This window comes from Streptomyces sp. NPDC057445 (assembly GCF_042802855.1).
Classification (GTDB): domain Bacteria; phylum Actinomycetota; class Actinomycetes; order Streptomycetales; family Streptomycetaceae; genus Streptomyces.
This window is the reverse complement of sequence record NZ_JBHVDH010000002.1, coordinates 123323-148879: the sequence shown is the minus strand read 5'-3', so window position 1 is coordinate 148879 and position 25557 is coordinate 123323. Positions and strand designations below refer to the sequence as shown.

Sequence of the window (25557 nt, the reverse complement as noted above, 5' to 3'; positions counted from 1 at the left end):
TCACGTCACACAGCTCGATCAAAGGATCGACGGCCATACGCTGCCCTGCCCCATTCTCGGCGGTCGAGGTCAGCGCAAACTATCCACAGCAATAGGGCACTTCACGCCCAACACGCATAAATACGGCATAAGCGGTAGGAAAGTCAGGCCTCCGCCGCCTCCGCATACACCTGGGACAGCTCGGGCGAGCCGTGCACCGCCCAGCCCAGCCCCGCCTCCACCACATTGATCTCGCGGCCAGAGGCAAGACGCACCACCGGATGGCCACCGGGCCAGACATGCCACGCGGCACCCCGGACGGTCCGCACGATCACCGTGCCGAGATAGAGGCCCGCGTCATTGCCCAGCCAGGGCAGCTCCTCGGGGTCGTCACGCCAGCGCGGCGGCAACTGGTCGAGCTCCGCCAACGAGTGGGGGGTGTCGTCCAGTTCCAGCCCCTGCTGTCCCGCCCGGACGCGCAGCAGCTCACACTCGGCGAGCAGCTCCGCAACGCCGTCCGGGTCGCCGCCGACAGCGGATGCCAGCACCTGACCGCCCGGATCACCGCCACGCCTTTTGCGCCAGTTGTCCAAGAAAGGGATGTTCATACCGATCAGCCTCGCATTCCCATGGACGGGCGCACCACAGGGCGCGCGGGACGCGCCCCGGAGGCTGTGCCTCCGGGGTCCCGGAGCCTCAGAGATCGAGATCGACCACGACCGGGGCATGGTCCGACGCACCCTTGCCCTTGCGCTCCTCGCGGTCGACGTAACTGTCCTTGACGGCCTTCGCGAACGGCTCGTTGCCGTACACCAGATCGATGCGCATGCCCCTGTTCTTGGGGAAGCCCAGCTGACGGTAGTCCCAGTACGTGAACGGATGGTCGTACTTCAGCGGACGCGGCACCACGTCCGTGAGTCCCACCTCCCGCAGCCCCTCGAGCGCGGCCCGCTCCGGCGGGGTCACATGGGTCATGCCCTCGAAGAACGACGGGTCCCACACATCGTCGTCGGTCGGCGCGATGTTGTAGTCACCGAGGACGGCGAACGGACGGTCGCCGGCGGCGTCATCGGCGACCGCCCCCTTGAGCGCCTCGAGCCAGGCCAGCTTGTACGCGTAGTGCTCGTGTGCGACCTCCCGGCCGTTGGGCACGTACACCGACCAGACGCGGACCGGGCCGCAGGTGGCGCTCAGGGCACGCGGCTCCTGCACACCGCCGTACGCGGGGCCGCCCGGCAGACCCATGACGACCTCGTCGAGCCCCACCCGGGACAGCACCGCCACGCCGTTCCACCGGCCGTCGGCGTTGACCGCGGACTCGTAGCCGAGCTCCTTGAGCGCGTCGGCGGGGAACTGCTCGGCCGTGCACTTGGTCTCCTGGATGCACAGCACGTCGGTGCCGCTGCTCTCCAGCCAGGCGAGCAGCCGCGGCAGCCGGGCAGTGATCGAATTGACGTTGAACGTGGCGATGCGCATGCCGCAAGCGTAACCGCGGGGGGTGACAGTCAGGGGTCCGCCGGCAGGCTGCGCGCACGGGCGCGGAGCCGGATCGGACGTCCGTCTCAGAGGTCCGTCGACTCCCCGGAGGCGAGCCTGCTGTGCTCTGCGCCCCCCAGATTGGCGATGTGGGTGTCGTAGACGGGCCGGGCCAGATCGGTCAACAGTGCGTCGTGGATGTCGATCGCGCGGCGCGGCTTGACCTCGCGTACGTACTCGATGACCTCGGAGACCTTGTTCCAGGGAGCCATCACGGGGAGCATCAGCGTATCCACGGACTCCTCCGGGACGGTCAGGGCGTCACCCGGGTGGAACACCGAACCGTCCACGAGGAAGCCGACATTGGTGATCCTGGGCAGATCGGGGTGGATCACGGCGTGCAGTTCGCCGTGCACCTGGACGTCGAATCCGGCGGCGGTGAAGGTGTCGCCGTTGCCGACGGTGTGCACGCGGCCGGGGAAGGCGGCCGACAGCCGGCCGGCGACACTGCTCAGGGTCCAGACAGCAGCGGCCGGGTTGGCGTCCAGGGCCACCCTCAGCCGCTCCTCGTCGAAGTGGTCCGGGTGCTCGTGGGTGACGAGAACGGCGTCCGCGCCCGCGGCGGCGTCCTCCTCGCTGAAGACACCGGGGTCGATGACGAGTGTCCGCCCGTCCTTCTCCAGCCGGATGCAGGCGTGCGACTTCTTCGTGAGTTTCACCGGGGTGACCTCTCTCTCGGGTGCCGCGGACCCCTCCTGACTTTACCGCCGGGACCCGCCCCGTGGATCTCTCCCACAGCGCCCCGGGGCTTCGCCAGGAGGTCCGCCCCCTTCCGCCGCCTACTCGTACGGCGTCGTCTCCTCGCGGATCACCGCCTGGGCGACCCGGAAGGCCGAGTTGGCCGCCGGTACGCCGCAGTAGACCGCCGCCTGGATGAGGACCTCACGGATCTCGACCGGGGTCAGGCCGTTGCGCAGTGCGGCGCGGGTGTGGAAGGCCAGCTCGTCGAGGTGCCCGCCCGCGACCAGGGCGGTGAGCGTGACGGCGCTGCGGGTGCGGCGGTCCAGGCCCTCGCGCGTCCAGACCTCACCCCAGGCGTACCGGGTGATCAGCTCCTGGAAGTCGCCCGTGAAGTCGTCCGCCGTGGCCAGAGCACGGTCCACATGGGCGTCGCCGAGCACCTCGCGGCGGACCTTCATCCCGATCTCGTACGGGTCGGGACGGGCCACGCCGACCGCTCGCGGCTGCTCGACCGCCGGGGCGATCTCGGCGACCGGCGTGACGGGCGCGGAGACAGGAGGCACCGGCGGCGCGGGGATCGCCGCGAGTGTGTCCTGCCATGCCAGGGAGAAGTGCCGCATCAGCAGGTCGGTGACGGCCGCGGGCTGTTCCACGGGCGCGAGATGGGAGGCTCCGGGGACCAGGGCGAGGCGGGCGTCGGGGATGCCGGCGACGAGGGTGCGGGCCTCCGCGGGCCCGGTGAGCTGGTCGTCCGAGCCGACCAGGACCAGGGTCGGTACGCCGACCAGGCCCAGTCCGGCGCGTACGTCGAAGGCGGCGAGCGCCTCGCAGGCGGCGATGTAGCAGCCGGGATCCGTGGTGCGCACCATCTGGACGGCCCACTCGACGATCGCGGCCTGCGCGGCGGCGAAGGCGGGCGTGAACCAGCTGTCGGGTGCGGTGCGTGCCATCGGGTCGAGGCCGTTGGTGCGGACGATCACTCCGCGCTGCCGGAACTCGTCGGCGCTGCCGAACCGGGGCGAGGTCGAGACGAGCGCCAGCGAGGCGACCCGGTGCGGCAGCCGGAGTGCGAGGTCGATGCCGATCGCGCCGCCGATGGAGCACCCTGTGTACCCGAAGCGCTGCACGCCGAGTTCGTCGAGGGTGGCCACCAGGCGGTCGGCCAGATCGGCCACAGAGGCCGCGGGGTGGGCGGGGGCGCCGCCGTGGCCGGGCAGGTCGAAGCGGAGGACCCGCCACTGCTGGGACAGCTCGGGTATCTGCCGGTCCCACATGTGCCAGGTGGTGCCGAGCGAGGGCCCGAGGACGAGAACGGGTGCGTCGTCCGGACCGTCGATCCGGTACTGCAGGGTCTTCGGGTGCGGCTGCGTCTGCGTCTCACTCACTCGCTCCACAGTAGCGAGCGGAAGCACCCGTTCCGGGTCAGGGGGTCGCAGTCGAGACGACAAAGACCAAGGGCGAGGACGGATCGGTCAGATCGGCGGTGATGTGCTGTGTGGGCCTGGGCTCCTTCTGCCGGTGCGTGGTGCCCGACCAGGAGGACCGGGGAGGGAAGGTCCACCCCGCGGTGGAGGCGTCACGCTCTCCGATGGTGACCTCGCCCGTCCTCAGCTCGGAGCGGCTGGTACCGAGCTTGTTCAGGAAGAGGTCGAGTCCCGCGGCGGTGGTCCGGAACGTGACGTAGAGCCGGCTGGACTTCCAGTTGGACGTCTCGTAGTAGGCGACCTCTGTGGACTTCGCCGGGATGGGCACCTCGAAGACCCTGCGCTTCATCTTGGACGGCCAGTTGTCCCTCATCCCGGTCGCCGACGACTCCCGCTCCTTGTCCCGGCCGCTGTCCCGGCTCTGCTCCGCGGAGATCACCAGATAGCCGGCCGGGACGCCGACGAGCAGCACGATGGTGATGGCGGTGAGCCAGCGGCGGAAGATCATGTGCCGCCGGTTCTCCGTCGGGCGCACGGTCTCGTCCGGGTGAGCGGTCTGTCGGGGCAGGGTCATGTGGAGGGTTCCTGAGGGGTGGTGCGGGTGGTACCGGCGGGGTCGCCGCCGCTGCTGTTGGCGATGCCGCCCGGGTTGCGGAGGGCCTGGGCGTACCGCTCGTATCTCTCGTACCGCTCGACGCGGCGGCGGTTGGCGCGCCGGAAGCGCCGGGCGACCAGCCGGGCGAGGTCGGCCGCGCCGACCATACCGGCTTCGGGGCCGAGCTGTGCCTTCGCGATCCGGGCCTCCGGCCGGTAGCCGCGGCCGGTGAGATGGCGGCGGAAGGCGTCCCTGGCGGGGCCGATCAGCAGGTCGTCGGCGGCGCTGACGCCGCCGCCGATGACGAAACAGGAGGGGTCGAGAGCGGCGGCGAGGTTGGCGATACCGACCCCGAGCCACTGGCCGATGTCCTGGAGCAGTTCGACGCACATGGCGTCGCCCTCCCGGGCCAGCTCGGTGATCAGCGGTCCGGTGATGTCCGGGATGTTGCCCTTGACCCGCTCGATGATGTTGTAGGCGACCGGGGAGTCGGCGGCGGCCAGCTCGCGGGCCTCGCGGACGAGGGCGTTTCCGGAGCTGTACTGCTCCCAGCAGCCGCGGTTGCCGCAGGGGCAGCGGTGCCCGCCGGGCACGACCTGCATATGACCGAACTCACCGGCGACTCCGTACTTGCCGCGCTTGACCTGTCCGCCCTCCAGGATCGCGCCGCCGATGCCGGTACCGAGCGTGATCATGACGAGGTGGTCCTCGCCGCGGCCCGCACCGAAGCGCCACTCGGCCCAGGCGGCGGTGTTGGCGTCGTTGTCGACCATGACGGGCACGGCGAGACGGTTCTGCAGCGAGTCGCGCAGCGGTTCGTTGCGCCAGGCGAGATGGGGTGCGAAGAGCACGGTGGAACGCTCGGCGTCGACCCAGCCCGCTGCACCGATCCCGACGGCGTGCACATCGTGCCGGTCCGAGAGGTCGAGGACGAGCTCGACGATGGTGTCCTCGACGACCTTGGGGCTCTTGGACTTGTCCGGGGTCTCGGTGCGGACCTTCTCCAGGATGATCCCGTCCGCGTCGACGACACCGGCCATCACCTTCGTACCGCCGATGTCGATCCCCACCGTCGGGACGCGGGGCGCGGTGAGATGCGAGCGCCGCTCACGGGTGCCGACGGTCCGCAGGACGGTGGCGCGGGCGGAGCCCCGGTGTGCGAAGTCACGGTACGTGCTCACGGCGTCCCTGCGGGTGATGGAACGGCGGTCCGCTCAGGCGGAGGCGGACGGCGCCCGCCGTGCCCGATTGTGCCATCAGGGGCACGGGGCGGCCGTCCGCGGTTACGCGACGTGCGCGAGCGGCCCCGCGCGGCCACCGCTCACCCCGGTACGCTGCCGGACCCGCTCCCGATGCCCTGGCGGTCGGGAGTCAGGGCCCTCGCCCGCCGGACGGGATCGGGGAAGGCGCGCGCCACCGCCTCGTCCAGGAGCAGCAGCTCCGTGCGGACGGCGGCGAGATGCCGCTCGGGCAGGGCGCCGAGCAGGCCTTCCAGCAACGCCCGGAGCCGTCGGCACACCTGCACGGAGGTCGAGCCGTACTCGCGGATCTCGACCACGGCCAGCTGGAGGAAGTCCTCCCAGGACCGACCGGGGACCACCAGCCGGGGCCTGCCATGGCCGTCGAGGAGGGTGTAGCGACGGCTCAGATCCGCCTTGCCGACGGCGTGCAGCAGTGCCTCGATGTGATTCAGGACCTGGACGGCGGTCGTGGGGTCGTTCACGGCCGGGGAGAGCGCCCTGATCGCGACATCGACGAGGATGCGCATCGCGAAGGCGGGGTCCTGCTCGATGGTCCGCTCGTCCCCCAGGGCGACGAGCCCGGCCAGGGTCCGGTCAGCGGGCGGCGCCCCTCCGTGGACCTCGATCAGCGCGGCGCCGGGCGGGACGGAGTCACCGACCGGGTGGACCAGCACGAGTACGCAGTCGTTGCGCTCGGCGACAGCCTTCAGGCGTGACACGTGAAGGCCCTGGATCGCACCGCCCCTCTCGGTGCGGACCAGGGTCACCGGGCCGCCCGGGAGCCGCTCCGCCGGGTCGGAGGCGCGGAGTTGCCCGGTGTCGGCCAGCGCCGTCCCGCGGGCGAGCAGCTCCTGCCCCGCCCGGGAGACAAGGCCGGCGATGGCCACGGGCCGCAGGTTGTGGATGAAGCGGTTGAGATACATCAGCAGCAGGAGGAGGCTCACCGCGACGGCCGCTCCGGCCAGGGTGACGCCGACATCGGGGACGAAATCCGTCTCGATGCTGCGCAGCAGGGAGAAGGCGAAGGCGAATGTCCCCGTGAAGGTGGCGAGCACGGCCTTCTGGAGCCGGTCCCGGTACCACAGGCGCATGTAGCGCGGTGAGAGCGTTCCCGTCGCCTGCTGGACCACGAGGACGCCGATGGTCACGACGAAGCCGAGCAGGGCGATCATCGCTCCGACGATCGAACTGAGCACACTGCTCGCGGTCGACGGCGAGTACTCCCAGTCCGACGGCAGATCCACCGACCCGTCGAGCCGCACCGCCGCATCCGCGAGGACCACACCGAGCAGGAGGCCGAACAACGGGAGGATCCACAGACTGGCCTTGACGTACTGCCGCAGCCGGAACACCGTCGCCCAGGACACCATCGTGCACGCACCCCCGGGTTCTCCCTGGTGGGCATTCTCCTTCTCACGGTAGAGCCGATCATCATGGTGCACGAATTGCCCCGAAAAGCCCGAATTGCGCGGAGTGTCTAAGCTGATGGGGTGGCATCTGCCGCGCACCCAGGGCGAAAGGGGCTCGGGATGGGCGACTACCCCCTCATCGAGGACCACGGACTCATCGGTGATCTGCAGACCGCGGCGCTGGTCACCACCCACGGAACCATCGACTGGTACTGCTCCCCGCGCTTCGATTCACCCAGCATCTTCGGGTCCCTCCTGGACAGCGAGAAGGGCGGATTCTTCAAGGTCGCGCCGGTGGACAAGACGTACGCCACCAAGCAGCTGTATCTGCCCGACACCGCGGTTCTCGTCACCCGGTTCATGACCGAGGCGGGTGCCGGTGAAGTCGTCGACTTCATGCCGGTGACGGGAACGACGGCCACGAGCCGTCACCGTCTGGTCCGGCTGCTGCGGTGCGTACGCGGCACCCTCACCTTCCAGGTGGACATCGCTCCACGGTTCAACTACGGCCGCACCCAGCACAAACTGCATTACACCGAAGGCGGGGCCGTGTTCGTCACCGACGAGCTGGAGCTGACCGTCCACGCGGTCCGCGAACCGGGGGACGTGCGGCTGGTCCCCCAGGATCTGGGCGACCACGACATGCACTTCACCCTGGCCCTGCAAGCCGGTCAGGAGCGGGGGGTGGTCCTCGAGTCCTTCGCCGACGGCCCACCGCGGCACATCCAGCACGTCGAGTTCATGGAACTCTTCGACGGCACCGTGGAGTTCTGGCGCAACTGGCTGAGCCAGTCCCGCTACTCCGGCCGCTGGAGGGAAGCGGTCGAGCGTTCTGCGGTGACGCTGAAGCTGATGACGTACGCGCCGAGCGGCGCCCTCGTCGCGGCGCCGACCGCGGGACTGCCCGAGCAACTGGGCGGCGAGCGCAACTGGGACTACCGCTTCACCTGGATCCGCGACGCCTCCTTCTCCGTCTACGCCCTGCTGGGCCTCGGCTTCACCGAGGAGGCACAGGCGTTCATCGGCTGGCTGCGTGACCGTGTCCACGAGAAGGCGGGCTGCGACGGCGACACGGGACCGCTCAACATCATGTACCGGGTCGACGGCTCCTCCGACCTCGTCGAGGAGACCCTCGACCACTGGGAGGGCTACGCGGGTTCCAGTCCCGTGCGGATCGGTAACGGAGCGGCCGACCAGCTCCAGCTGGACATCTACGGCGAGGCTCTGGACAGCATCTTCTTCGCCCACGAGCGCGGCATCCAGCTGGACCACGGCGGCTGGACGTCCCTGCGCACCCTCCTTGACTGGCTCAGCGACCACTGGGACCAGCCCGAGGAAGGGCTGTGGGAGACCCGGGGAGGACGCAAGGACTTCACCTACGGCAGGGTGATGTCATGGGTCGCCTTCGACCGGGCACTGCGGCTCGCCGCCGCGAGCGGGCGCCCGGCGTCACTCGCGCGCTGGAGCGCCGAGCGCGACAAGCTCTACCAGCAGATCCTGACGCGCGGCTGGAACGCCGAACGGCAGGCGTTCGTGCAGCACTACGACACCAAGGTGCTCGACTCGTCGCTGCTGCGGATGTCCACCGTGGGCTTCATCACCCCGGACGATCCCATGTGGATCTCCACCCTGGACGCCATGGACCGGGAGCTGGTGAACGACAGCCTGGTCTACCGTTACAACCCCGAGGCGTCGCCCGACGGCCTGCAGGGCTCGGAAGGCACCTTCTCCCTGTGCACGTTCATCTATGTCGACGCGCTCGCGCGGGCCGGCAGACTGAACCAGTCGAGGCTCATCCTGGAGAAGATGCTCACCTATGCCAACCATCTGGGCCTGTACTCGGAGGAGATCGACCTGACCGGACGTCAGCTCGGCAATTTCCCCCAGGCCTTCACCCATCTCGCGTTCATCGACACGGCCCTCACCCTGGACTGCGAGCTGAACAAGGCCCGGAGCAACGGGGCAGCGAAGTCCAAGGCCCCTCCCGAGTCCTATCTCTGAGCGGTCACGGCCCGGCCCCGGCGGTCCCTGTCCGACCGTCCGGTGCCGGGCCGAGCAGCACGACGGCGTCCCCTGCGCCCGGCTCCACCGTGCCGGACCCGGTGACGGGGTCGAGGCGGCCGTCGGCCCGTACGACGAACAGGGTGTCGTACCCGGCCGGAGTCTCTTCGCCAGGGGCCTTCAGTACAAAGCGCGCACCCTGTTCGTAGCGGACGGCCAGGGCATGGTGGACGAGGCCCCGTCCGAACAGGATGTCCTTGTCGGTGTAGTGGGCGACGGCGGCGGGGCTGTCCTCGGGCGGACCGATCCGGTGGACCGATTCCTCGACGCTGTCCTCGGCCACGACCGACACCAGGGCGTTGAAGTCGTCGTCGTCCGTGAGCAGATAGACCGCCGTGACGCCTTCGAGCTCCGCACCGGGGGCGGTGGCCGTCGCCAGCAGCTCTCCGGGAGCCAGAGCCATCCCGGCATCTCTGATCCGCTGCCGCTGTTCCTCGGGCCCCGCCCACATCAGCACGTCGAGCCCCGCGGACCGCAGACACTTCCCCAGCCCGATCGCCCAGGGGTCGCCGCCCACCAGCAGCGGCCTGGTGCGTGCCGACCGTACGACCCCGAGGCGCTTGGCCACCGGCACCGCGGTCAGCGCATACACCAGGACCGTCCCGACGATGACCAGGAAGGTGACCGGGAGGATCTTGGAGGCGCCCGCCAGGCCCGCTTCGTCCAGGCTGCCGGAGAAGGTCGAGGCGGTGGCGGCGGCGACGATGCCCCGCGGCGCCATCCAGCCGATGAACGCCCGCTCTCCGGCGGTCAGTCCGGCTCCGTGGGTGGCGAAGCAGGCGACGAGGGGCCTCACCACCAGCACAAGGACACCGATGAGGCCGAGGGAGGGCAGCAGCACGGGAGTGACGGACGAGGGCGCGACACCGGCCGAGATGGAGACGAACAACAGACCGATGATCAGCTGGACCAGGGTCTCGAAGAAGGGCCGGCGGGCAGGCATGTCGAGACCCCGGAGGTTGGCGACCGCCAGCCCGGTCACGATGGCGGCGATGAGTCCCGTGTCGTCGCGAAGGACGTCACAGCCCGCCGACACCGCGACGACGGTGGCCAGTTGGGCCAGGGTGCCCAGCGTCTCGCCGAGCCCCAACTTGTGCAGGGCCAGCCAGAGCAGCACGGTGCCCACCGCACCGCCGGCCAGCCCGACGGCCGTGCTGACGCAGAACTCGCCGAAGTGGAACCCCTTGTCCACCCCCGGTCCGCCGGTCAGGATCGAGTGGAAGACGAGCGCCCCGAGGATGGCACCGACCGGGTCGACCAGCGACCCTTCCCAGATCAGGATGCGCCGCACCTGTTCCGACGGCCGGACGTAGTCGAGCAGCGGACCGACCACGGTCGGTCCCGACACGACGAGAATGACGCCCAGCATCACGGCCACGGCGAGCGGAACCCCGAACAGCACCGGGCCGACGGCGGTGACCGCGGCCCAGGTCATCAGCACCCCGAGCAGCAGCAGCCGGGCCACCACCGAGCGGGTGCCGCCTTTGAGATGGCGCAGATCGAGGCCGAGACCGGCGTCGTAGAGGATCACCGCCACGGACAGCGAGACCAGGGACGAGAAGTTCCCCGGCGCCAGCTTGTCCGGATGGACGACATCGGTGAGGGCACCCGCGGTGAAGCCGGCCGGAAGGAGCAGGATCAGTGCCGGGATGCGGAGCCGGCTTGCCAGGATCTGGGAGCCGACGGCGAGCAGCACGGTCAGCCCGATGCCCAGGAGGAACTCGTCAGCGGTCAGCACACTTGACCTGTCACCGCTCTTCGGCCGGGCCCCCGGCCCCGCTCTGCCGCAGGTCGGCCTCGGTGAGGGATTCCAGCTCGCCGTGGGTGTCCAGCCAGTAGAGCAGGATGACGGCGGGGGCGACGAGGATCACCGCGACGAGTGTGACGAAGGCCAGCCACTTCAGCGTCGTGGGATCGCCCGCTGCGTCCCTCACGGTCAGGGAGGTCGGGATGAGATAGGGGCGCTGGGCGACCCCCCAGGCGAGCACGCCCGCGGCGACCACACCGGCGGCGGTGATACGGGACCACGGGCCCCGGGCCCTCAGCAGCAGCCACCCCGTGGCGACGGCGCACACCGCCGCCACGATGACGAGGACGAGGCCCGCTCCATGGGTGAGTCCGTGCCAGACATGAGGGGCGTCGTCCCGGGTGACCGCGAACGCGGCCGCTCCCATCAGAGTCACGACGACGAGGCTGCCGAGTGCCCTGAACCTGTAGTAGTCGACGAGATCGGGGGCGTCGAAGCGCGCGGCGTCGGAGGCGAGGAACACCGCTCCCAGGAAGGCGGTCGCGGCGATGGTGAGCAGTCCGAAGAAGATGGAGGTCGGGTTGGCCCAGGCATCGGCCGACGCCTCGGTTCCCGGCGCCACCCGGCCGGAGGCGATACCGCCGACGGCCGCACCGAGGAAGAACGGCGTGAGGAGCGAGGAGAGGGCGAACACCGCACCGTAGAAGCGCCGTCGGGCGATCCGCTCCATGGGTTTGCGCAGCGCGAATCCGGCACCGCGCAGGACCGTTCCGACAGCGGCGAGCGCCAGCGGCAGCCACATCGCGGAGAACACCGTCTGGAACATCACCGGGAATCCGGTCCACATGAGGACCAGGACGAAGATCAGCCAGACGTTGTTGACCTCCCAGACGGGCGCCATCGCGTGGTCGATCAGCCAACGGGGCCGTTTGCCGCGTTCCGCGCCGCCGGCGAACAGGTCCCAGAATCCGGCTCCGTAGTCCGTGCCGCCGGCGCAGGCATAGGCGGCCACCGCGAGCAGCAGCACGAAGGCGATGAGCCCCGCGAGTGTCATGACGTGCCGCCCTCCCCCGGGCCGGACCGGGTGCCGCGTCCGGCCAGGGCGTCGCCGCCCGGCGGCGGCTCCGGGCGGGGTCCGTAGGGGGTGTCGCTCTCCGGCCCCTCGACCGGGTGCCCCGCCGCCGCTGCCTCATCGGCGAGTCTCCACCGGGTCCGCATCTTCAGCAGCACCGCGAGGAAAGAGCCGAAGATGAACACGTACACGACGATCACCAGGCAGAACATGATCCACAGACTGCTCGACCGGGTCGCCGTCACCGCTTCGGCAACCCGCATGTTCTGGTAGACGATCCAGGGCTGGCGTCCCACCTCGGTCGTGATCCAGCCGCACTCGACCGCGACGACCGAGGCGACCCCGGCGCATGCCGCGCTGCGCCAGAACCAGCGGGAGGCGGGAAGCCGGCGCTGCCGCAGACGGCACCAGCCGTACCAGAGGGCGAGCAGCACCAGCAGCGAGCCGATGACGACCATGAGGTCGAAGGCCCAGTGGGCGATGGTGGCCTGCGTGGCGTTCGGCCGGTCGGAGGCGGGGACGGAGGTCAGCCCCGTGACCTTGGTGTCGGGACTGAACCCGGCGAGGATCGAGTCGAGTTGGGGGATCTTGATGCCCCCGGAGATGCTTCCGTCGGGGTGGAGCCGGCCGAAGAGGTACTCCGGCATATGGGTGTCCGTCTTCCAGACGATCTCCATCGCGGCGAACTTCACGGGCTGTTTGTGGAAGACCGAGCGGGCGATGGAGTCACCGAGCATGAACTGCACCGGGGTGAACACCGCGGCGAGCGTGAAGGGCACGGTGAATCCGAGCCGGTGGTAGTGGTCCCTGCGGCCGCGCAGCCAGCCGACGGCGTAGACGCCCGCGACGACGTATCCGGCCGTGACGAGCATCGCCACGACGAAGTGCCAGTACTGCGGCCCGAACATCGGGGTGAAGATCGCCTTCCAGATGTCGACGTCGACCGGGTTGCCGTCGGCGTCGAGCGTGAAGCCCTGGGGCGTGTTCATCCAGGAGTTGGCCGCGAGGATGCCGAACGCGCCGAGCAGCGCGGTCGCGGGCAGCGGAAGGCCGAGCAGGAAATGGGTCCGTGGTCTCAGCCGGCGCCAGCCGTAGAGATAGATGGCGATGAGGACGGCCTCCAGGAAGAACGCCCAGGCCTCGACCCCGAATCCGATGCCGAAGACATCTCCCCACCTGCCCATCAGGCCCGGCCAGAGCAGGCCGAACTCGAAGGAGAGGACCGTGCCGGTCACGACGCCCACGGCGAACTGGACGGCCATGACGGCCGACCAGCGCCGGGCGAGCAACAAGGCGACCGGATCGTTCCTGCGCATTCCGCGGTAGTGCATGATCAGGGTGATCAGCGGAAGAGCCACCCCCATTGGGACCAGGATGATGTGGGAGGCCAGCGTGAAGGCCATCAACTCCCTGGCCGGGAGCAGCTGGGCGGGTGCGTCGGCCAGCAGACCGGCGTCCGCGAGCAGGTGGACGGGATTGTGCATACGTGCCTTCGCTGGTCGGGCCCCCTTCGGATCGGGCGCGCGTCAGCCTCCGGTGGCGAATCCGGGGAAGAGGGTCATTCCGCCGTCCACGTACAGCGTGGTACCCACGACGTAGTCCATCAGGTCGGAGGCCAGGGCCACGACGCCATGGGCGATGTCCTCGGGCTCTCCGACCCGGTCGTAGGGGATGAGCTTCAGGAGTTCCCGCTCGGCCTCGGGGGTGTCCCATGCGTCGGTGTTGATCGGGGTCTTGATGGCACCTGGTGCGACCGCGTTCACCCTGATCTTCTTAGGCGCCAGTTCCTGGGCCAGCGTCTGCATCATCATCTGCACGCCGCCTTTGGAGGAGGCGTAGTTCACATGGCCCGCCCACGGGATGATCTGGTGCACGGAGCTCATACAGATGATCTTTCCGGCGGCGCGCGACACCTCGGGGACGACACCCCGCCGCAGGAACTCCTTGGTCGCCTCGCGTGCGCACAGGAACTGACCGGTGAGATTGACGTCCAGCACCTTCTGCCACTGGGCGAGCGTCATCTCGGTGAACGGGGCGTCCCGCTGGAGGCCCGCGTTGCACACCATGATGTCGATCGTCCCGAACTCCTTGACCATCCGGTCGACCATGCCGACGACCTGGTCCTCCTTGGACACATCCGCCTCGTGGGCGACGGCGCGCACCCCGGATCCGGTGATCTCCTTGACGACCTCGTCGGCCTCCTCGCGGCCCGCGACATAGTTCACGACCACATCGGCTCCGGCCCGGCCGAGCGCGATGGCCGTGGCCCTGCCGATACCGGAGTTCGCACCGGTGACCAGGGCTTTCTGCCCTTTCAGCAGCGGCGGGATCGCGTACTGCGCCGCACTGTCGTGGGAATTCACGATGCCTCCTGGGTACGTCCCTCCGGTCCCGCGGGCCGCAGTGGCGCGGACCAGACCTCGCGCCACGGAACCACCTGCGCACCTGCCCAGGAGAACAGCGCACTGTCCGTTGAGCCGTTGGATGGCCGATCTTCCCCCGGTCGGCTCAACCGCCCAGGCGCTCCACGATGTGGTCCCCGACCCGCAGGGCGTTGGCGATGGCCGTCAGCGACGGATTGACGGCGCCGATGCTCGGGAAGAAGCTCGTGTCGACGACATAGAGATTGTCGAGATCGTGCGCCTTGCAGTTGACGTCCAGGGCCGAGCCGGCGGGGTCGTCACCGAAGCGCACCGTCCCGGCCTGGTGTGCGGTGGCGCCGATCGGCATGCCCTTGTGCAGATAGATGCTGTGCGACAGCAGATGGTGCTCGTGCATGCCCAGGTGGCCCAGCATGCTCTGCAGCTTGTGCCGCAGCCTGTTCAGACCGGCGATGTTGTTCTTCTCGTCGAGGGCGAGATGGATGCCGCCGTCCCGGTCCAGGGTGACGCGGTTCTCCGGGAGGGGAAGATCCTCGCCGCACAGCCAGAAGTCGACCGCGTGGTGGGCGAGCACCTCGAAGGGCATGTCGGGTGTCACGGACCCGGCCCAGCGCGGGGCCTCGCCGTGGATCTGCTCGGCGTCGGACTTGCCCAGCATCTGGATGCCGCCCAGCGGGTGGTCCCAGTCGTCGGCTCCCAGGTACCAGTCGTGAAGAGCGAGGGTCTTCTGGAACCGGGTGTCGTTGGGCTCCTTCGACACCGCCATCAGCGCCAGGTTGTTGTGCCGCATGTAGTGCCGTCCCACGACGTCCGAGCTGTTGGCCAGGCCGTGCGGGTGCTTGTCGTTCGCCGATGCCAGCAGCAGGGCCGCGGAGTTGACGGCGCCGCACGCGGCGACGACGACATCGGCGGAGAAGTGCGCGGGCGCACCGTTGCCGACCTGGGCGACGACCGTACGGACGCTGCGTCCTGTGGGGTCGGTCTCCAGACGCACCACATGGGCGTTGGTGATCATCTCGACGTTCGGGTGCCGCAGGGCGGGCTCGACACAGATGACCTGGGCGTCGGACTTCGCCCGCACCAGGCACGGAAAGCCGTCGACCCTGTCGCAGCGGATGCAGACGCTGGAGTGGGTGGCCCGGCCGTTCTCGTCCTGGACCAGATTGACCCCGATGGGCAGATGGAAGGGGTGCAGTCCGCGCTTCTCGAGGTCGTCGCTCAACTGCTGGATGCGCGGCTCGTGCTCGACGGGCGGGTACGCGTACTGCGCGCTCACCGGGCCCTCGCCGGGGTCCTCGCCGTGCTGGCCGTGTACGAGATAGAGGTGCTCTGCCTGGGTGTAGTACGGCTCCAGGTCCTCGTAACGGATGGGCCAGGCCGGGGAGATGCCGTCGTGGTGGCGCAGTTCGCCGAAGTCCTCTGGGCGCAGCCGGAACAGGGCGGCGCCGTAGAACTTGGTGTTGCCGCCGACGTAGTAATTGACCTCCGGCGGAAAGCTGTTGCCGTGCTTGTCGTACCAGAACTCGGGGGCGCGGTACTTGCCCTTGACGAAGACGGCCGTGGAATCCCAGTTGTCCCGCTCCCGGGGAAGGTAGTCCCCGCGTTCGAGAATGAGTACGCGTTTCCCTGACGGGGCGATGCGATGGGCAAGGGTGCCCCCGCCCGCGCCAGAGCCGATGATGATGACGTCGTAGTGAGGGAAGTCGTTCACGGCAGCCACCGTCCTCACGGTTCTGGCCTACGTATCGAACATATCGGTGGATTCGGGGTGTTGCGACCGGGGCCCTCGCAGGTGGCGCTCACAGGATGGCGATCGGGTTCACGGGGGAGCCGGTTGCCGCGCGGAGCCGTAGCGGTGCGACCACGCACAGGAAGCTCCAGCGGCCCTCGCACTCACAGGCCGGGGCCAGCTCCTCGAACTGCAGATAGTCCATCAGATGCACTCCCATGGCATGGATGGCCAGCACATGGACGGGAAAGTCGACCCCCTCCACCGGGGTCGGGGCCGTGTCGTTGTTGCCGTCGCTGCCGAGCACCGCGACGCGCCGCTCCGCGAGGAATCCCATGGCCGCCGGATGGAGGCCGGCGCGGGACCGGGAGGAGTCCCAGGCCCCGAGTTCACGGCGCCGGCGGCGGTGGCCCACCCGGACGAGCAGCAGATCGCCCGCACCGACCCGTACTCCCTGGGCGGCTTCTGCGGCGAGCAGGTCCTCGCTCGTGACCAGGTCGCCGGGCTCGAGCCAGGGCACGCCCTTCAGCCGCGGAATGTCCAGGAGCACACCCCGGCCCACGATGCCGTCCCGGACGACATCGACGGAGAGGGCGGTGGCACCATCCGGTGTCACACTGCTCGCCGCCACACCGTTGTAGAGCGAACCGTCGTAGATCACATGGCACAGCGCGTCGAGGTGACTGTCGGCGTCCCCGTGCACGTTCATGGCGATGTGGTCGCGCGCGAAGTACAGCCCCTTCGCCGCGACGTCGCCGGGGTCCGGGCCCGTCATACGGTGGTCCGCCGGTTCGGGGCTGTCCGGGCCCGTCCGGGTCTCCACCGTTGCGGCGAGCGAAACCGTGCGCCCGGAGCGGACCTCTGCGGCTGCCGCCACCACCCGCTCCGCGGTGATGTGGTCCAGCGCGCCGCGTCTGTCGTCCGGGCTCCGGCGTGTCTCGTCGCGCAGCCGCTCGTACAGGCTCCGGAACGCCTCGGAAGTCATACGGACGCTCATCAGGCGTGGCTTCCAGGTGCCCGGGCCCCTGCGGGCCGCATCGGCGTCCCCGCCGGCGGAATGCCGTGGCCGGGAGGCAACAGTTCCGTCGTGATGAAGGCGACGACGGCCGCCAGGATCACCACGGGAATCATGGCGGTGCTGCCGAGCAGCATCGCCACGAGGACCACACTGCTGACGGGCAGCTTGAGTGCGGCAGCGGACGCCGCCGCCATTCCCGCGGCCATGCCCGGAATGACGCCGAGGCCGGGCAGAGGCGCCAGGAGAACACCGGTGGCAGCTCCCAGGAACAGGGCGGGGAACACGGGGCCGCCCCGCAGACTGCCCAGACAGAGGGCGTAGGCGGCGCCCTTGAACGCCAGCACGGCGATGAGGGCCCCGACGCCCCAGCCATGGGGGTCGGCCGACATCTGCGCCATGGTGGCCTGGCCCGAAAGGGCGACCTCCCCCGGCGAGCGGCCGGTGATCACGGCGTACAGGGCCCCGCACACTCCGGCGCCCAGTGCGCAGAGGACGGGCGCCGCAACGGGTCGCGCCGCGACGAAGGAGGCGGCGAGCCGGCCTCCCGCGAAGACCAGATGTACCAGTACGCCGATGACGACGGCCATGAGCAACGACCAGACGACATCCCCTGTGTCCAGGTGCGGAAACGGCCCGGACAGCTCCAGGCGGAGCCCGGCGGTATCCAGTCCGGTCCAGCGGTCGAAACCCGTGAACACCAAGGCCCCCACCCCGCTGGAGAGCAGGGCGGGCAGCATGACCGCGAACAGCTGCGGGCCTCCCACTCCGGCCACCTCCATCAGCAGGACCGCGCCGATCAGAGGGTTACCGAAGATCACCGCGATGGCCGCCGCGGAGCCGGCCGCGCCGAGAAGGGCCATGGTCTGCGGGGTCGCGGGCGCCCGTGCGAGGTCCCGGAACAGCATGGCGAGACCGGCGCCGAGGGCGATCAGGGGTGCTTCCGGGCCCAGCGTCGCGCCGAGCGGCAGACCGACCAGGGCAGCGATGATCACTCCGGGCAGCGCCTTCGAGGTGGCTCCGCCCGGCTGGAGGCCTTTCGCCGGGATATGGCCGCCGGCGCCTGGGAGGTGGGTGACGACCAGGGCGACGAGGACTCCGGCAACCGGCAGCAGCGGCAGCGGCCACCACCACGGCGGACCTGACCGGCCCAGCGCCTCGGGAAGGTCCGACCACATCAGGTGTTCCAGCTCGTGCAGCGCGACAAGGAACCAGAACGCGACGAGCGACACGGGGATGCCGATGAGGCCGCAGAAGACGAGTGTTCTGAGGTAACCGGGGCTGCGCAGCATCTCGCGCAGTCGGTCCGCCTCCTCCGGTTGGGTTCCGCTGCCGGCAGCGGCGGCCCGGGGCTTCGGCTCCGGCTGAGTCATGGGGCGGTATCCCTTCGCGGCCCCCCGCATTCCGTGCCGCCCGTACGGCGACAGCCCTTGCGTCAGCCGTCCGGAAGCAGCCGTCCCCAGTCGGTCGTCCGCAGTCAGCCGTCCGGAATCAGCCGAGAACCTTCTGCTTCTCGGCCGCGAATTCCTCTTCGGTGAGCACTCCCTGGGCCTTCAGTTCGCCGAGCTCCTTGAGCTTGTCGATCTTGCTGGACATCTCGTCGGCGGGCGCGGCCGGTGGCGGGGCGGGAGCAGTGGCCTGCTGCTGTTGCTGCGGTTCTTGCTGCTGCGACCAACGGCCCGCCTGCCGCCGCGACACACGGTTGGACACCGCCGTGGCGGTTCCGGCGACGACGGCGGTTCGGGCGACACCACGGATCAGGCCTGGCATGTTCTTCTCCCTTGCGTGTGAAGGGTGCGGGTGGTCACGTGCGCCCTTGACTCAGGCGGCGGACGACCCCTGCTCCGGCATGCTCTCGGCCGCGTCCAGTGAGGCGAGCAGGGCCTGCACAGGAATCCGCCCTCCGGCCACCAGCTGTGCGCCACTGCGGCGCATGGCCCGGGCCAGCGGAGCGGCCCAGGTGTTCTCGTACACCAGCACCGCGGCGGAGCTGCCCGGCTCCACGGCTGCCGACGCCTCTGCGATGTCGTCCTGCCCGAGCAGACCCGATGACGCGCCCTCGAAGACGGTGAGGTCCATCTCCCCCTCACCGACGTCGGACAGTTCCATGGCCGTGACGGAACCATCGGTGTCCTTGCGGACGAACGTCAGGTCGAGGATGCGGATGATGCCGCGATCCACCAGGTCGACGAGCAGGGGAAAGCCTTCCCCGGTCATGCGGTTGCCGGGGAACTCCACGACCAGGTAGTCGACGGGGCCCATTTCTTCGACGTCATCGCTCATGACCACTCCTTGCGAACGCATCTGCGGTCCGGGGCGGCTCGGTGGCCACGGCGCGGCCCGTCAACGGGCGCACGGCACCCTGATTGCCATTGCAGCACTCGGCCGGGTGCTTCGCACCTTCGGCCGACGGCCCGGCGTCATGGCGGTCGTCGGGCCCGAGGGAATGCGCGGCAGTCAACTTGTCAGCTGATAGATGCTGTTGCCCACCAGCCACAGTCCGAGCAGCAGACAGGCGACGACGACGGCCGGGTCCTGGTGACGGTGCAGCCAGGCACGCAGGCGCTTCAGCCGCACCGCGGCGGCCTCCGGCGAGAACACCGTGTACAGCTCCGCCGCCAGCAGGGTGGCGGTGGCGAGAACACAGAATCCGAACAGAGCCAGATACGAGGAGAGATGGGACAGATCGGCCTCGACGACGACCGTGGCGGCCGCGGCGACCATGCCCCAGGGCTGCAGGAAGACGGCGAGAGCCGCCGCGGACCAGGGGGACACCTGGTCCATCCGGGAGGTGGGGGAGGAGGAGCGCTTGTGGGGCACGCCTCGATGTCGCCGCTTGTACTCGGCGTACAGGACCAGAGCGACGCCGATGGCCAGTTTGGCCGCGAGCCCGGCCGTCGAGGGCGGTGACCTGGGCGGCGGCGGCTGTCCACCGGTCAGCAGCAGGACCGCGGCGATCACCGCGACGAGGCAGGCGAGCCAGGCGAGGATGAAGGCCAGGCCCTTCCAGATGCCCTTGGGCGCCGACAGCACCAGGACGAAGGCCATGAGGGGCAGCGGATCGATGTTGATGGCAATGCCGATGAGGAGCAGGTCAAGGACCATGACGCTCCCCTCCGCAGGGTTCCGTCCGCGCCCCGTCGCGGGCGCCGGGCGCTCACGCCGTCCCGGCGGCCGGCCCGCTCACACATCCATCGTCACCCCCGGTGACAGGACCCCGCAAACAGGAATTGCCGGCCCGTACGGCGAGCCGGTCCCCTGCCACCGCGTCCGCGTCCGCCTCTGCCTCTGCCTCTGCCTCTGCCCTGATCGCCGAGATGCCGGTGCCGGGGCCGTCCACCACCCTGGACGCAGGGAAGGAGCAACGCCATGACGACTTCCGGACGGGCGCCGTCCGCCGTGCGCGGTGCTTCGCGGAATCCGGGTGCCCTTCCGGGCCGCTGATGCCGGCCCCTCCTTCTACCGGTAACTCGCGGCGCCGGGCCGCGTTCCTCCGCCCGTCGTGGTGGACGACTCGTTTTCATGCGTGGAAGGAGTCCCTGCGCTCGCTGGCCTCGCGAACCGAGGCGCGCTTTCCCGTCGTGACCCACCTGACCGCCCGTATGATCACGGTGGACATCTTCGACTCCGCGACCCGGTTGGCCGCGCAGTGCTTCCTGACCGCTGTCCCTCTGCTGTTCGTGGTCGGTTCCTTCGCTCCTGAGAGCGTGCAGAACCAGCTGATCAGTTCCGTCGGAGCGGTCTTCGGGCTGACCGGCGCCGCCGAGGAAGAGCTGGCGCAGGTGTACCGGTCCACCGACAACAATCTGCGCGAAGCCACCGGAGTGGTCGGCGCACTGATGGTGTTTCTGTCCGCCACGGCCTGCAGCCGGGCCATGCAGCGGCTGTGCAAGCGCGCCTGGCAGATCCCGAGGTCCGGCACCGGGATCGCCGCGTGGCGCTGGCTCGCCTGGATCGGGGTGTGGCTGAGCGTCCTGATCCTGCAGGGGCCCTTGCGCAACGGGTTCGGCGTCGGCCTCTGGCTGGCCATCCCGGTCACCCTGGTGTCCCAGGTCCTCCTGTGGTGGTGGAGCCAGCACCTGCTCCTCGGTGGGCTCGTCCGCTGGCTGCCGCTGCTGCCCGGCGCACTGCTCACCGCTCTCGCCGTCACCGCGCTGTCGGTCAGCAGCCGGTACTACATGCCCCGGGCACTCAACCGGAGCCACGCCGAGTACGGCTCCGTCGGGCCGGTGTTCACACTCCTGTCGTGGCTGATCGTGCTCTGCGTGGCCATCGCCATCGGCATCACCGTGGGGGCGGTGCTGGCGAAGGAACCGTGGCTGGCCCGCCGCCTGGGCACGCCCCGGCCCTGGCACGAGACGCCGGCCGGACCGTAGGGCGTGTCCTGCCACAGGGCGTCTCTTCCTGATCAGGCCGCCCGGCAGGATCCGAGCGAGAGGCCCTAACCCTCCCGGCCGTGGCCGCCCAGATGCCGGGGCGCCGGGGCGCGTTCCAGTTCGTGGCGCAGGTCCTCGAGTTCGCTGCCGCCCGCCATCTGGCGGGTGAGCTCGTCCAGGGTGATCTCCTGCTTGGTGTGGCTGCCGGACATGGTTCCGCGCTTGAGAAGGACGAACCGGTCGCCGACGAGATAGGCGTGATGGGGGTTGTGGGTGATCAGCACAACGCCGAGCCCGGCGTCCCGCGCGGCGGCCACGTACTTGAGCACGACACCGGACTGCTTGACGCCGAGTGCCGCCGTGGGCTCGTCCAGGACCAGCACCTTGGCGCCGAAGTAGACGGCCCGGGCGATCGCGACGCACTGCCGCTCACCGCCGGAGAGCGTGCCGATGGGCTGGTCGACGTCGCGCAGGTCGATGCCCATGCGCAGCAGCTCGGAGCGGGTCGTCTCGCGCATCAGCCGGACGTCGAGCCGCTTGAAGGGACCGGCCCCCTTCGTCGGCTCGGAGCCGAGGAAGAAGTTCCGCCAGACGGGCATCAGCGGAACGACGGCGAGGTCCTGGTAGACCGTGGCGATACCGCGGTCGAGGGCCTCACGGGGAGAGGCCAGGGTGGTCTTCTCCCCCTCGACCGAGAACGTGCCGGCGTCGTGCCGGTGCAGGCCCGCGATGATCTTGATGAGGGTGGACTTCCCTGCGCCGTTGTCCCCGAGGACACAGCTGATCTCGCCGGCGTGGACCTCGAGGGAGACGCCTTCGAGCGCGCGGATGTTGCCGTAGTACTTACTGACGTTGTCGAGCTCCACGAGGGCAGTCACGACGCCTCCTTCTGTTGCGCTTCTCCCTGTTGCGCTTCTCCGCCCGCGCGGCGCGGAGGTGCGGGCATCGTGGTCGGCTGCGGCCCGGCTGCCGCGCGCGCGTCGCTCACGCCGTCGCCTCCGCGCGCTTGCGGACCCATGCGTTCAGCAGGGTGGCCAGGAGGAGCATCGCTCCGAGGAAGAACTTGAACCAGTCCGGGTTCCACTCCGCGTACACGATGCCCTTGCTCGTCATGCCGAAGATGAACGCACCCACCGCGGACCCGATCGCGGAGCCGTAGCCACCGGTGATCAAGCAGCCGCCGATGACGGCCGCGATGATGTAGATCAGCTCGTTGCCCACACCCTCGCCGGACTGGACGACATCGAACGAGAAGAGCAGATGCTGTCCCGAGATCCAGGCGCAGAACGCCACGCCCATGTACAGCCCGATCTTGGTCCTTGTCACCGGTACACCGACCGCGCGGGCCGCGTCGGCGCCGCCGCCGACCGCGAAGATCCAGTTGCCGAAGCGGGTGCGCAGCAGGATCCAGGTGGCGACGGCGACCAGGACGATCCACCACAGGATGGTGATCTTGAGGTCCACGTCACCGATGGTGAGCTGTGAGGCGAACAGTTGCTTGGCGGACTCGAAGCCCTCCATGTCGGCGATGGTCTTCGTCGACACGGTGCCGCTGATCAGCTTCGTGAAGCCGAGATTGAGACCGGTGAGCATCAGGAACGTACCGAGCGTGATGATGAAGCTCGGCAGTTTCGTGCGGGTCAGCATGACCCCGTTGAACACACCGATCGCAAGCGTGACCAGGAGGGACACCAGGACGCCGGCCCAGACGTTCGCCGTCATCCGGTAACTGAACATCGAGGAGATCAGCGCCGAGCTGGTCACGAGCACACCCGCGGACAGGTCGAACTCGCCGCCGATCATCAGCAGGGCGACGGGCACGGCCATGATGCCGATCGTGGACGCCGCGTACAGGACCGTGCCGAGGCTGGAGGCGCGCAGAAAGCTGTCGGCGACGATCGAGAAGAAGACGAAGACGGCCGCGGCGCCGACGACCGAGCCGAGCTCGGGCCTGCCGAGGAGCTTCTTCAGCGGCGAGGTGCGCAGGATGCGCTCGTCGGTGACTGCCGACTTGTCGGGCCTGTCGTGCTCGGGTGGTGCGGTCGCGGTCATCGGGTCCCCCGCTCCGTATAGTCCTTCAGTTCGGCGGCGTCCTTGCCGGTGATGATCTGCGGTCCGGTGAGGACGGGCCGTCCGCCGCCGAGAACATCGGCGTTGTAGCGGTGGAGCCACAGCAGATCGACGGCCTCATAGCCCTGGAGATAGGGCTGCTGGTCGACGGCGAAGCCGAGTTTCCCGTCCTTCAGGGAAGTGGCCACCTTGGCGTTCAGGTCGAAGGTGTCGATCTCCGCCTTGCTCCCCGCGTTCCGCGCCGCCTGAACGGCGGTGTCCGCGAAAGGCGCGCCGAGGGTGACGACCGCGTCGACGGACGGGTCTGCCTGGAGCTTCGCCTCGATGGACGCCTGGACGTCGGGCATGTTGGTGCCGTCGACGTAAAGGTTCTCGAGCGACCCTTCGAAGGTCTTCTTCGCTCCGGCGCAGCGCTGCTCATGGCCGACGTTGCCCTGCTCGTGCAGGACGCACAGGGCCTTCTTCCTGCCGCGCTTGTCCAGCTCGTCGCCGACGGCCTCGCCGGCGATGGTCTCGTCCTGGCCGATGTGGCTGAGCGCGCCGAAGGCCTTGGACTGCTCGGAGCCGGAGTTCACGGTGATCACCGGAATGCCGGCCCTGGTGGCCTTGGCGACGACGGCCTTCATGGCGTCGGGCTTGGCGAGAGTGACGATCAGCCCGTCGACCTTCTTGTCGATGTAGGAGTCGACGAGCTGGGCCTGCTGCTGCGCCTCGTCGCTGTTGGCGTACAGGAAGTTGATGTTGTCCTTGGCCGCGGCCTGCCCGGCACCGTTCTGGACGATGTCCCAGAAGGTGTCGCCCGCACCCGAATGGGTGACCATCGCGAACGTCCAGCGCGGGGTGGTGACGGCGGCGCGGCCCTCGGCCGCTGCCGCCTTCCTGGCGTCCTCTGCCCGCTTCCCGCCGGTCGCGCTGCACCCCGCGAGGGAGCCTGCGAGCACCGCCGCGAGCACCGCGCCGACCGTGCGTACCCCTGTCCGAACCCGTGCCACGACGCCGTGCCCCTCTTGCTCCGTCTGTTGTACTCCGCGGTCAGTATCGCTGAGCACGACCGCGGGGACGGAGGGCGGGTCTGCCGGAAGGAAGGTGGGCGGGTACGACGCCGGGCCGGCCGGCCGGTACGTCAGGGCGTACGTCACCGGGTGCCGTCGGCGGTGAGCTTCTCGAGGGCGGGCACATCCTTTTCGGTCACCAGCGCCGGTCCCGTGAGCACCGGCTTGCCGCCGCCGATGACATTTCCGTTGGTCTTGTTGAGCCAGAGTTCGTCGATGGCGAGATAGCCCTGGAGATACGGCTGCTGGTCGACGGCGAAGCCGACCTCCTTGGCCTTGAGGCGCTTGACGACCTCGGCGTTCAGGTCGAAGGTGTCGATCTCCGCGGTGGAGCCGGCTCCCTCTCTGGCCTGCACGGATGCGGCGGCGAACGGCGCGCCCAGGGTGACGACCGCGTCGATGTCCTTGCCGCTCTGCAGCTTCGCCTCGATGGAGGAGGTGGAGGCGGGCATGTTGGTGCCGTCGACATTGAGGTTCTCGACGGTGCCCTTGAAGGTCTTCTTCACCCCGGCGCAGCGGTCCTCGAGCGAGATGTTGCCCTGCTCGTGGATGACGCAGACGGCCTTCTTCTTCCCTCGCTCGTTGAGCTCCTCGCCGACGGCCTCACCGGCCACCGACTCGTCCTGGCCGATGTGGCTCAGCGCGCCGGCCTCCGCCGAGAACTGTCCGCCGGAGTTGATCGTGACGACGGGTATGCCGGCCGCGACCGCCTTCTTGACGACCTCCTTCACCGCTTCCGGCTTGGCGAGCGTGACCACGATGCCGTCGACCTTCTGGTCGATGTACGTCTGGACCAGCTGCGCCTGCTCTTTGCCCTCCTTGTTCGCGGCGTACAGGAACTCGACGTTGTCCTTCGCCGCCGCGTCCTTGGCGCCACGCTGGACGATGTCCCAGAAGGTGTCGCCCTCGCCGGAGTGGGTCACCATGGCGATCTTCAGCCGCTCGGTCGTGGCGGGCTTGCCGCCGCCCCCGCCGCCCTCGGGCTCGGCCTCGGAGTCCTTGCCGCCGGAGCTGCTGCATCCGGCCACGGCGAGTGCGAGTGCGGCAAGCAGGACTGCTGCCGTGCGGGGTGTGCGCATGGTGGTCCGCCTTCTCTTCCGGCCGCCCGATTGCGGCTGGGTGAGTTTTTACGGGTGCCACGCCACCCCGTCAATACTTTGTCCGAACATTCTTACGCGGATTCCCACCA

Annotated in this window: 23 protein-coding genes; 2 read left to right on the top strand and 21 right to left on the bottom strand. The window is 69.4% G+C overall.

All coding sequences use genetic code 11. From position 1 onward, the window contains the following. Positions 1 to 143 precede the first annotated feature (143 nt). The 7 genes from ACFU5O_RS05525 to ACFU5O_RS05495 all read right to left on the bottom strand — a co-directional run bounded on the left by ACFU5O_RS05525 (position 144) and on the right by ACFU5O_RS05495 (position 6898). Positions 144 to 587, bottom strand: coding sequence for a DUF6278 family protein (locus ACFU5O_RS05525; protein ID WP_384236737.1), 444 nt, complete (start codon positions 585 to 587; stop codon positions 144 to 146). An 88-nt stretch (positions 588 to 675) separates the two neighbouring features. Further along, positions 676 to 1455 (bottom strand): exodeoxyribonuclease III, encoded by a 780-nt coding sequence (locus tag ACFU5O_RS05520; RefSeq protein WP_384236734.1) that lies wholly within the window; start codon positions 1453 to 1455, stop codon positions 676 to 678. Between the two features lie 86 nt (positions 1456 to 1541). Next, positions 1542 to 2174, bottom strand: a complete 633-nt coding sequence (locus tag ACFU5O_RS05515; RefSeq protein WP_384236731.1) for an MBL fold metallo-hydrolase — start codon at positions 2172 to 2174, stop codon at positions 1542 to 1544. A 120-nt stretch (positions 2175 to 2294) separates the two neighbouring features. Continuing rightward, positions 2295 to 3590: a 4-carboxymuconolactone decarboxylase gene (gene pcaC / locus ACFU5O_RS05510; RefSeq protein WP_384236728.1), complete on the bottom strand. Its 1296-nt coding sequence runs from the start codon at positions 3588 to 3590 to the stop codon at positions 2295 to 2297. Between the two features lie 28 nt (positions 3591 to 3618). Next, positions 3619 to 4194: a hypothetical protein gene (locus ACFU5O_RS05505; protein WP_384236726.1), complete on the bottom strand. Its 576-nt coding sequence runs from the start codon at positions 4192 to 4194 to the stop codon at positions 3619 to 3621. Continuing rightward, positions 4191 to 5396 carry an ROK family glucokinase gene (locus ACFU5O_RS05500; RefSeq protein ID WP_384236723.1) on the bottom strand — a complete coding sequence of 402 codons (1206 nt, stop codon included), beginning with the start codon at positions 5394 to 5396 and terminating at the stop codon, positions 4191 to 4193. Before ACFU5O_RS05500 ends, ACFU5O_RS05505 begins: the two co-directional genes overlap by 4 nt. 140 nt (positions 5397 to 5536) lie before the next feature. Continuing rightward, the gene (locus ACFU5O_RS05495) at positions 5537 to 6898 is read right to left on the bottom strand and encodes a DUF2254 domain-containing protein (protein ID WP_384236721.1); all 1362 of its coding nucleotides are present in this window, start codon (positions 6896 to 6898) and stop codon (positions 5537 to 5539) included. An 87-nt stretch (positions 6899 to 6985) separates the two neighbouring features. Here ACFU5O_RS05495 and ACFU5O_RS05490 point away from each other — a divergent pair, with 87 nt between their 5' ends. Next, positions 6986 to 8866 carry a glycoside hydrolase family 15 protein gene (locus ACFU5O_RS05490; protein ID WP_384236718.1) on the top strand — a complete coding sequence of 627 codons (1881 nt, stop codon included), beginning with the start codon at positions 6986 to 6988 and terminating at the stop codon, positions 8864 to 8866. Between the two features lie 4 nt (positions 8867 to 8870). Here ACFU5O_RS05490 and ACFU5O_RS05485 read toward each other — a convergent pair whose 3' ends face one another. From ACFU5O_RS05485 to ACFU5O_RS05440, 10 genes are all read right to left on the bottom strand, one after another. Then, the gene (locus ACFU5O_RS05485) at positions 8871 to 10661 is read right to left on the bottom strand and encodes a cation:proton antiporter (protein ID WP_384237744.1); all 1791 of its coding nucleotides are present in this window, start codon (positions 10659 to 10661) and stop codon (positions 8871 to 8873) included. A gap of 13 nt (positions 10662 to 10674) precedes the next feature. Then, positions 10675 to 11727, bottom strand: a complete 1053-nt coding sequence (locus tag ACFU5O_RS05480) for a cytochrome d ubiquinol oxidase subunit II (protein ID WP_384236715.1) — start codon at positions 11725 to 11727, stop codon at positions 10675 to 10677. Further along, on the bottom strand, positions 11724 to 13229 hold the full coding sequence (locus ACFU5O_RS05475; protein ID WP_384236713.1) for a cytochrome ubiquinol oxidase subunit I: 1506 nt from the start codon (positions 13227 to 13229) through the stop codon (positions 11724 to 11726). The genes ACFU5O_RS05480 and ACFU5O_RS05475 overlap by 4 nt, the downstream gene beginning before the upstream one ends. Before the next feature lie 42 nt (positions 13230 to 13271). Beyond that, positions 13272 to 14066: an SDR family oxidoreductase gene (locus ACFU5O_RS05470; protein WP_384237742.1), complete on the bottom strand. Its 795-nt coding sequence runs from the start codon at positions 14064 to 14066 to the stop codon at positions 13272 to 13274. A 187-nt stretch (positions 14067 to 14253) separates the two neighbouring features. Continuing rightward, positions 14254 to 15837 (bottom strand): GMC oxidoreductase, encoded by a 1584-nt coding sequence (locus tag ACFU5O_RS05465; protein WP_384236711.1) that lies wholly within the window; start codon positions 15835 to 15837, stop codon positions 14254 to 14256. Positions 15838 to 15925: 88 nt separating this feature from the next. Next, the gene (locus ACFU5O_RS05460; RefSeq protein WP_384236708.1) at positions 15926 to 16840 is read right to left on the bottom strand and encodes a cyclase family protein; all 915 of its coding nucleotides are present in this window, start codon (positions 16838 to 16840) and stop codon (positions 15926 to 15928) included. Between the two features lie 11 nt (positions 16841 to 16851). Then, positions 16852 to 18243 (bottom strand): chloride channel protein, encoded by a 1392-nt coding sequence (locus ACFU5O_RS05455; protein WP_384236705.1) that lies wholly within the window; start codon positions 18241 to 18243, stop codon positions 16852 to 16854. A 118-nt stretch (positions 18244 to 18361) separates the two neighbouring features. Continuing rightward, positions 18362 to 18640, bottom strand: coding sequence for an SHOCT domain-containing protein (locus tag ACFU5O_RS05450; RefSeq protein ID WP_384236703.1), 279 nt, complete (start codon positions 18638 to 18640; stop codon positions 18362 to 18364). Positions 18641 to 18691: 51 nt separating this feature from the next. Then, the gene (locus ACFU5O_RS05445) at positions 18692 to 19153 is read right to left on the bottom strand and encodes a DUF6325 family protein (RefSeq protein ID WP_384236700.1); all 462 of its coding nucleotides are present in this window, start codon (positions 19151 to 19153) and stop codon (positions 18692 to 18694) included. Between the two features lie 174 nt (positions 19154 to 19327). Continuing rightward, on the bottom strand, positions 19328 to 19975 hold the full coding sequence (locus tag ACFU5O_RS05440) for a GAP family protein (RefSeq protein ID WP_384236697.1): 648 nt from the start codon (positions 19973 to 19975) through the stop codon (positions 19328 to 19330). 476 nt (positions 19976 to 20451) lie between these two features. Here ACFU5O_RS05440 and ACFU5O_RS05435 point away from each other — a divergent pair, with 476 nt between their 5' ends. Further along, positions 20452 to 21246: a YhjD/YihY/BrkB family envelope integrity protein gene (locus ACFU5O_RS05435; RefSeq protein ID WP_384236695.1), complete on the top strand. Its 795-nt coding sequence runs from the start codon at positions 20452 to 20454 to the stop codon at positions 21244 to 21246. A gap of 65 nt (positions 21247 to 21311) precedes the next feature. Here the strand turns inward: ACFU5O_RS05435 and ACFU5O_RS05430 are convergent, their stop codons facing one another. From ACFU5O_RS05430 to ACFU5O_RS05415, 4 genes are all read right to left on the bottom strand, one after another. Next, positions 21312 to 22124: an ATP-binding cassette domain-containing protein gene (locus ACFU5O_RS05430; protein ID WP_384236693.1), complete on the bottom strand. Its 813-nt coding sequence runs from the start codon at positions 22122 to 22124 to the stop codon at positions 21312 to 21314. A gap of 106 nt (positions 22125 to 22230) precedes the next feature. Beyond that, positions 22231 to 23298, bottom strand: coding sequence for an ABC transporter permease (locus ACFU5O_RS05425; protein WP_384236691.1), 1068 nt, complete (start codon positions 23296 to 23298; stop codon positions 22231 to 22233). Continuing rightward, on the bottom strand, positions 23295 to 24308 hold the full coding sequence (locus ACFU5O_RS05420; RefSeq protein ID WP_384236688.1) for a sugar ABC transporter substrate-binding protein: 1014 nt from the start codon (positions 24306 to 24308) through the stop codon (positions 23295 to 23297). The genes ACFU5O_RS05425 and ACFU5O_RS05420 overlap by 4 nt, the downstream gene beginning before the upstream one ends. Before the next feature lie 143 nt (positions 24309 to 24451). Next, the gene (locus ACFU5O_RS05415; RefSeq protein WP_384236685.1) at positions 24452 to 25447 is read right to left on the bottom strand and encodes a sugar ABC transporter substrate-binding protein; all 996 of its coding nucleotides are present in this window, start codon (positions 25445 to 25447) and stop codon (positions 24452 to 24454) included. Positions 25448 to 25557: the final 110 nt, after the last annotated feature.

What these genes read in the sequence shown, in the direction of transcription:
- ACFU5O_RS05525 (WP_384236737.1), bottom strand. Translation starts at nt 587, where the DNA reads ATGAACATCCCTTTCTTGGACAACTGGCGCAAAAGGCGTGGCGGTGAT.
- ACFU5O_RS05520 (WP_384236734.1), bottom strand. Translation starts at nt 1,455, where the DNA reads ATGCGCATCGCCACGTTCAACGTCAATTCGATCACTGCCCGGCTGCCG.
- ACFU5O_RS05505 (WP_384236726.1), bottom strand. Translation starts at nt 4,194, where the DNA reads ATGACCCTGCCCCGACAGACCGCTCACCCGGACGAGACCGTGCGCCCG.
- ACFU5O_RS05490 (WP_384236718.1), top strand. Translation starts at nt 6,986, where the DNA reads ATGGGCGACTACCCCCTCATCGAGGACCACGGACTCATCGGTGATCTG.
- ACFU5O_RS05480 (WP_384236715.1), bottom strand. Translation starts at nt 11,727, where the DNA reads ATGACACTCGCGGGGCTCATCGCCTTCGTGCTGCTGCTCGCGGTGGCC.
- ACFU5O_RS05475 (WP_384236713.1), bottom strand. Translation starts at nt 13,229, where the DNA reads ATGCACAATCCCGTCCACCTGCTCGCGGACGCCGGTCTGCTGGCCGAC.
- ACFU5O_RS05460 (WP_384236708.1), bottom strand. Translation starts at nt 16,840, where the DNA reads ATGACTTCCGAGGCGTTCCGGAGCCTGTACGAGCGGCTGCGCGACGAG.
- ACFU5O_RS05455 (WP_384236705.1), bottom strand. Translation starts at nt 18,243, where the DNA reads ATGACTCAGCCGGAGCCGAAGCCCCGGGCCGCCGCTGCCGGCAGCGGA.
- ACFU5O_RS05450 (WP_384236703.1), bottom strand. Translation starts at nt 18,640, where the DNA reads ATGCCAGGCCTGATCCGTGGTGTCGCCCGAACCGCCGTCGTCGCCGGA.
- ACFU5O_RS05445 (WP_384236700.1), bottom strand. Translation starts at nt 19,153, where the DNA reads ATGAGCGATGACGTCGAAGAAATGGGCCCCGTCGACTACCTGGTCGTG.
- ACFU5O_RS05440 (WP_384236697.1), bottom strand. Translation starts at nt 19,975, where the DNA reads ATGGTCCTTGACCTGCTCCTCATCGGCATTGCCATCAACATCGATCCG.
- ACFU5O_RS05425 (WP_384236691.1), bottom strand. Translation starts at nt 23,298, where the DNA reads ATGACCGCGACCGCACCACCCGAGCACGACAGGCCCGACAAGTCGGCA.
- ACFU5O_RS05415 (WP_384236685.1), bottom strand. Translation starts at nt 25,447, where the DNA reads ATGCGCACACCCCGCACGGCAGCAGTCCTGCTTGCCGCACTCGCACTC.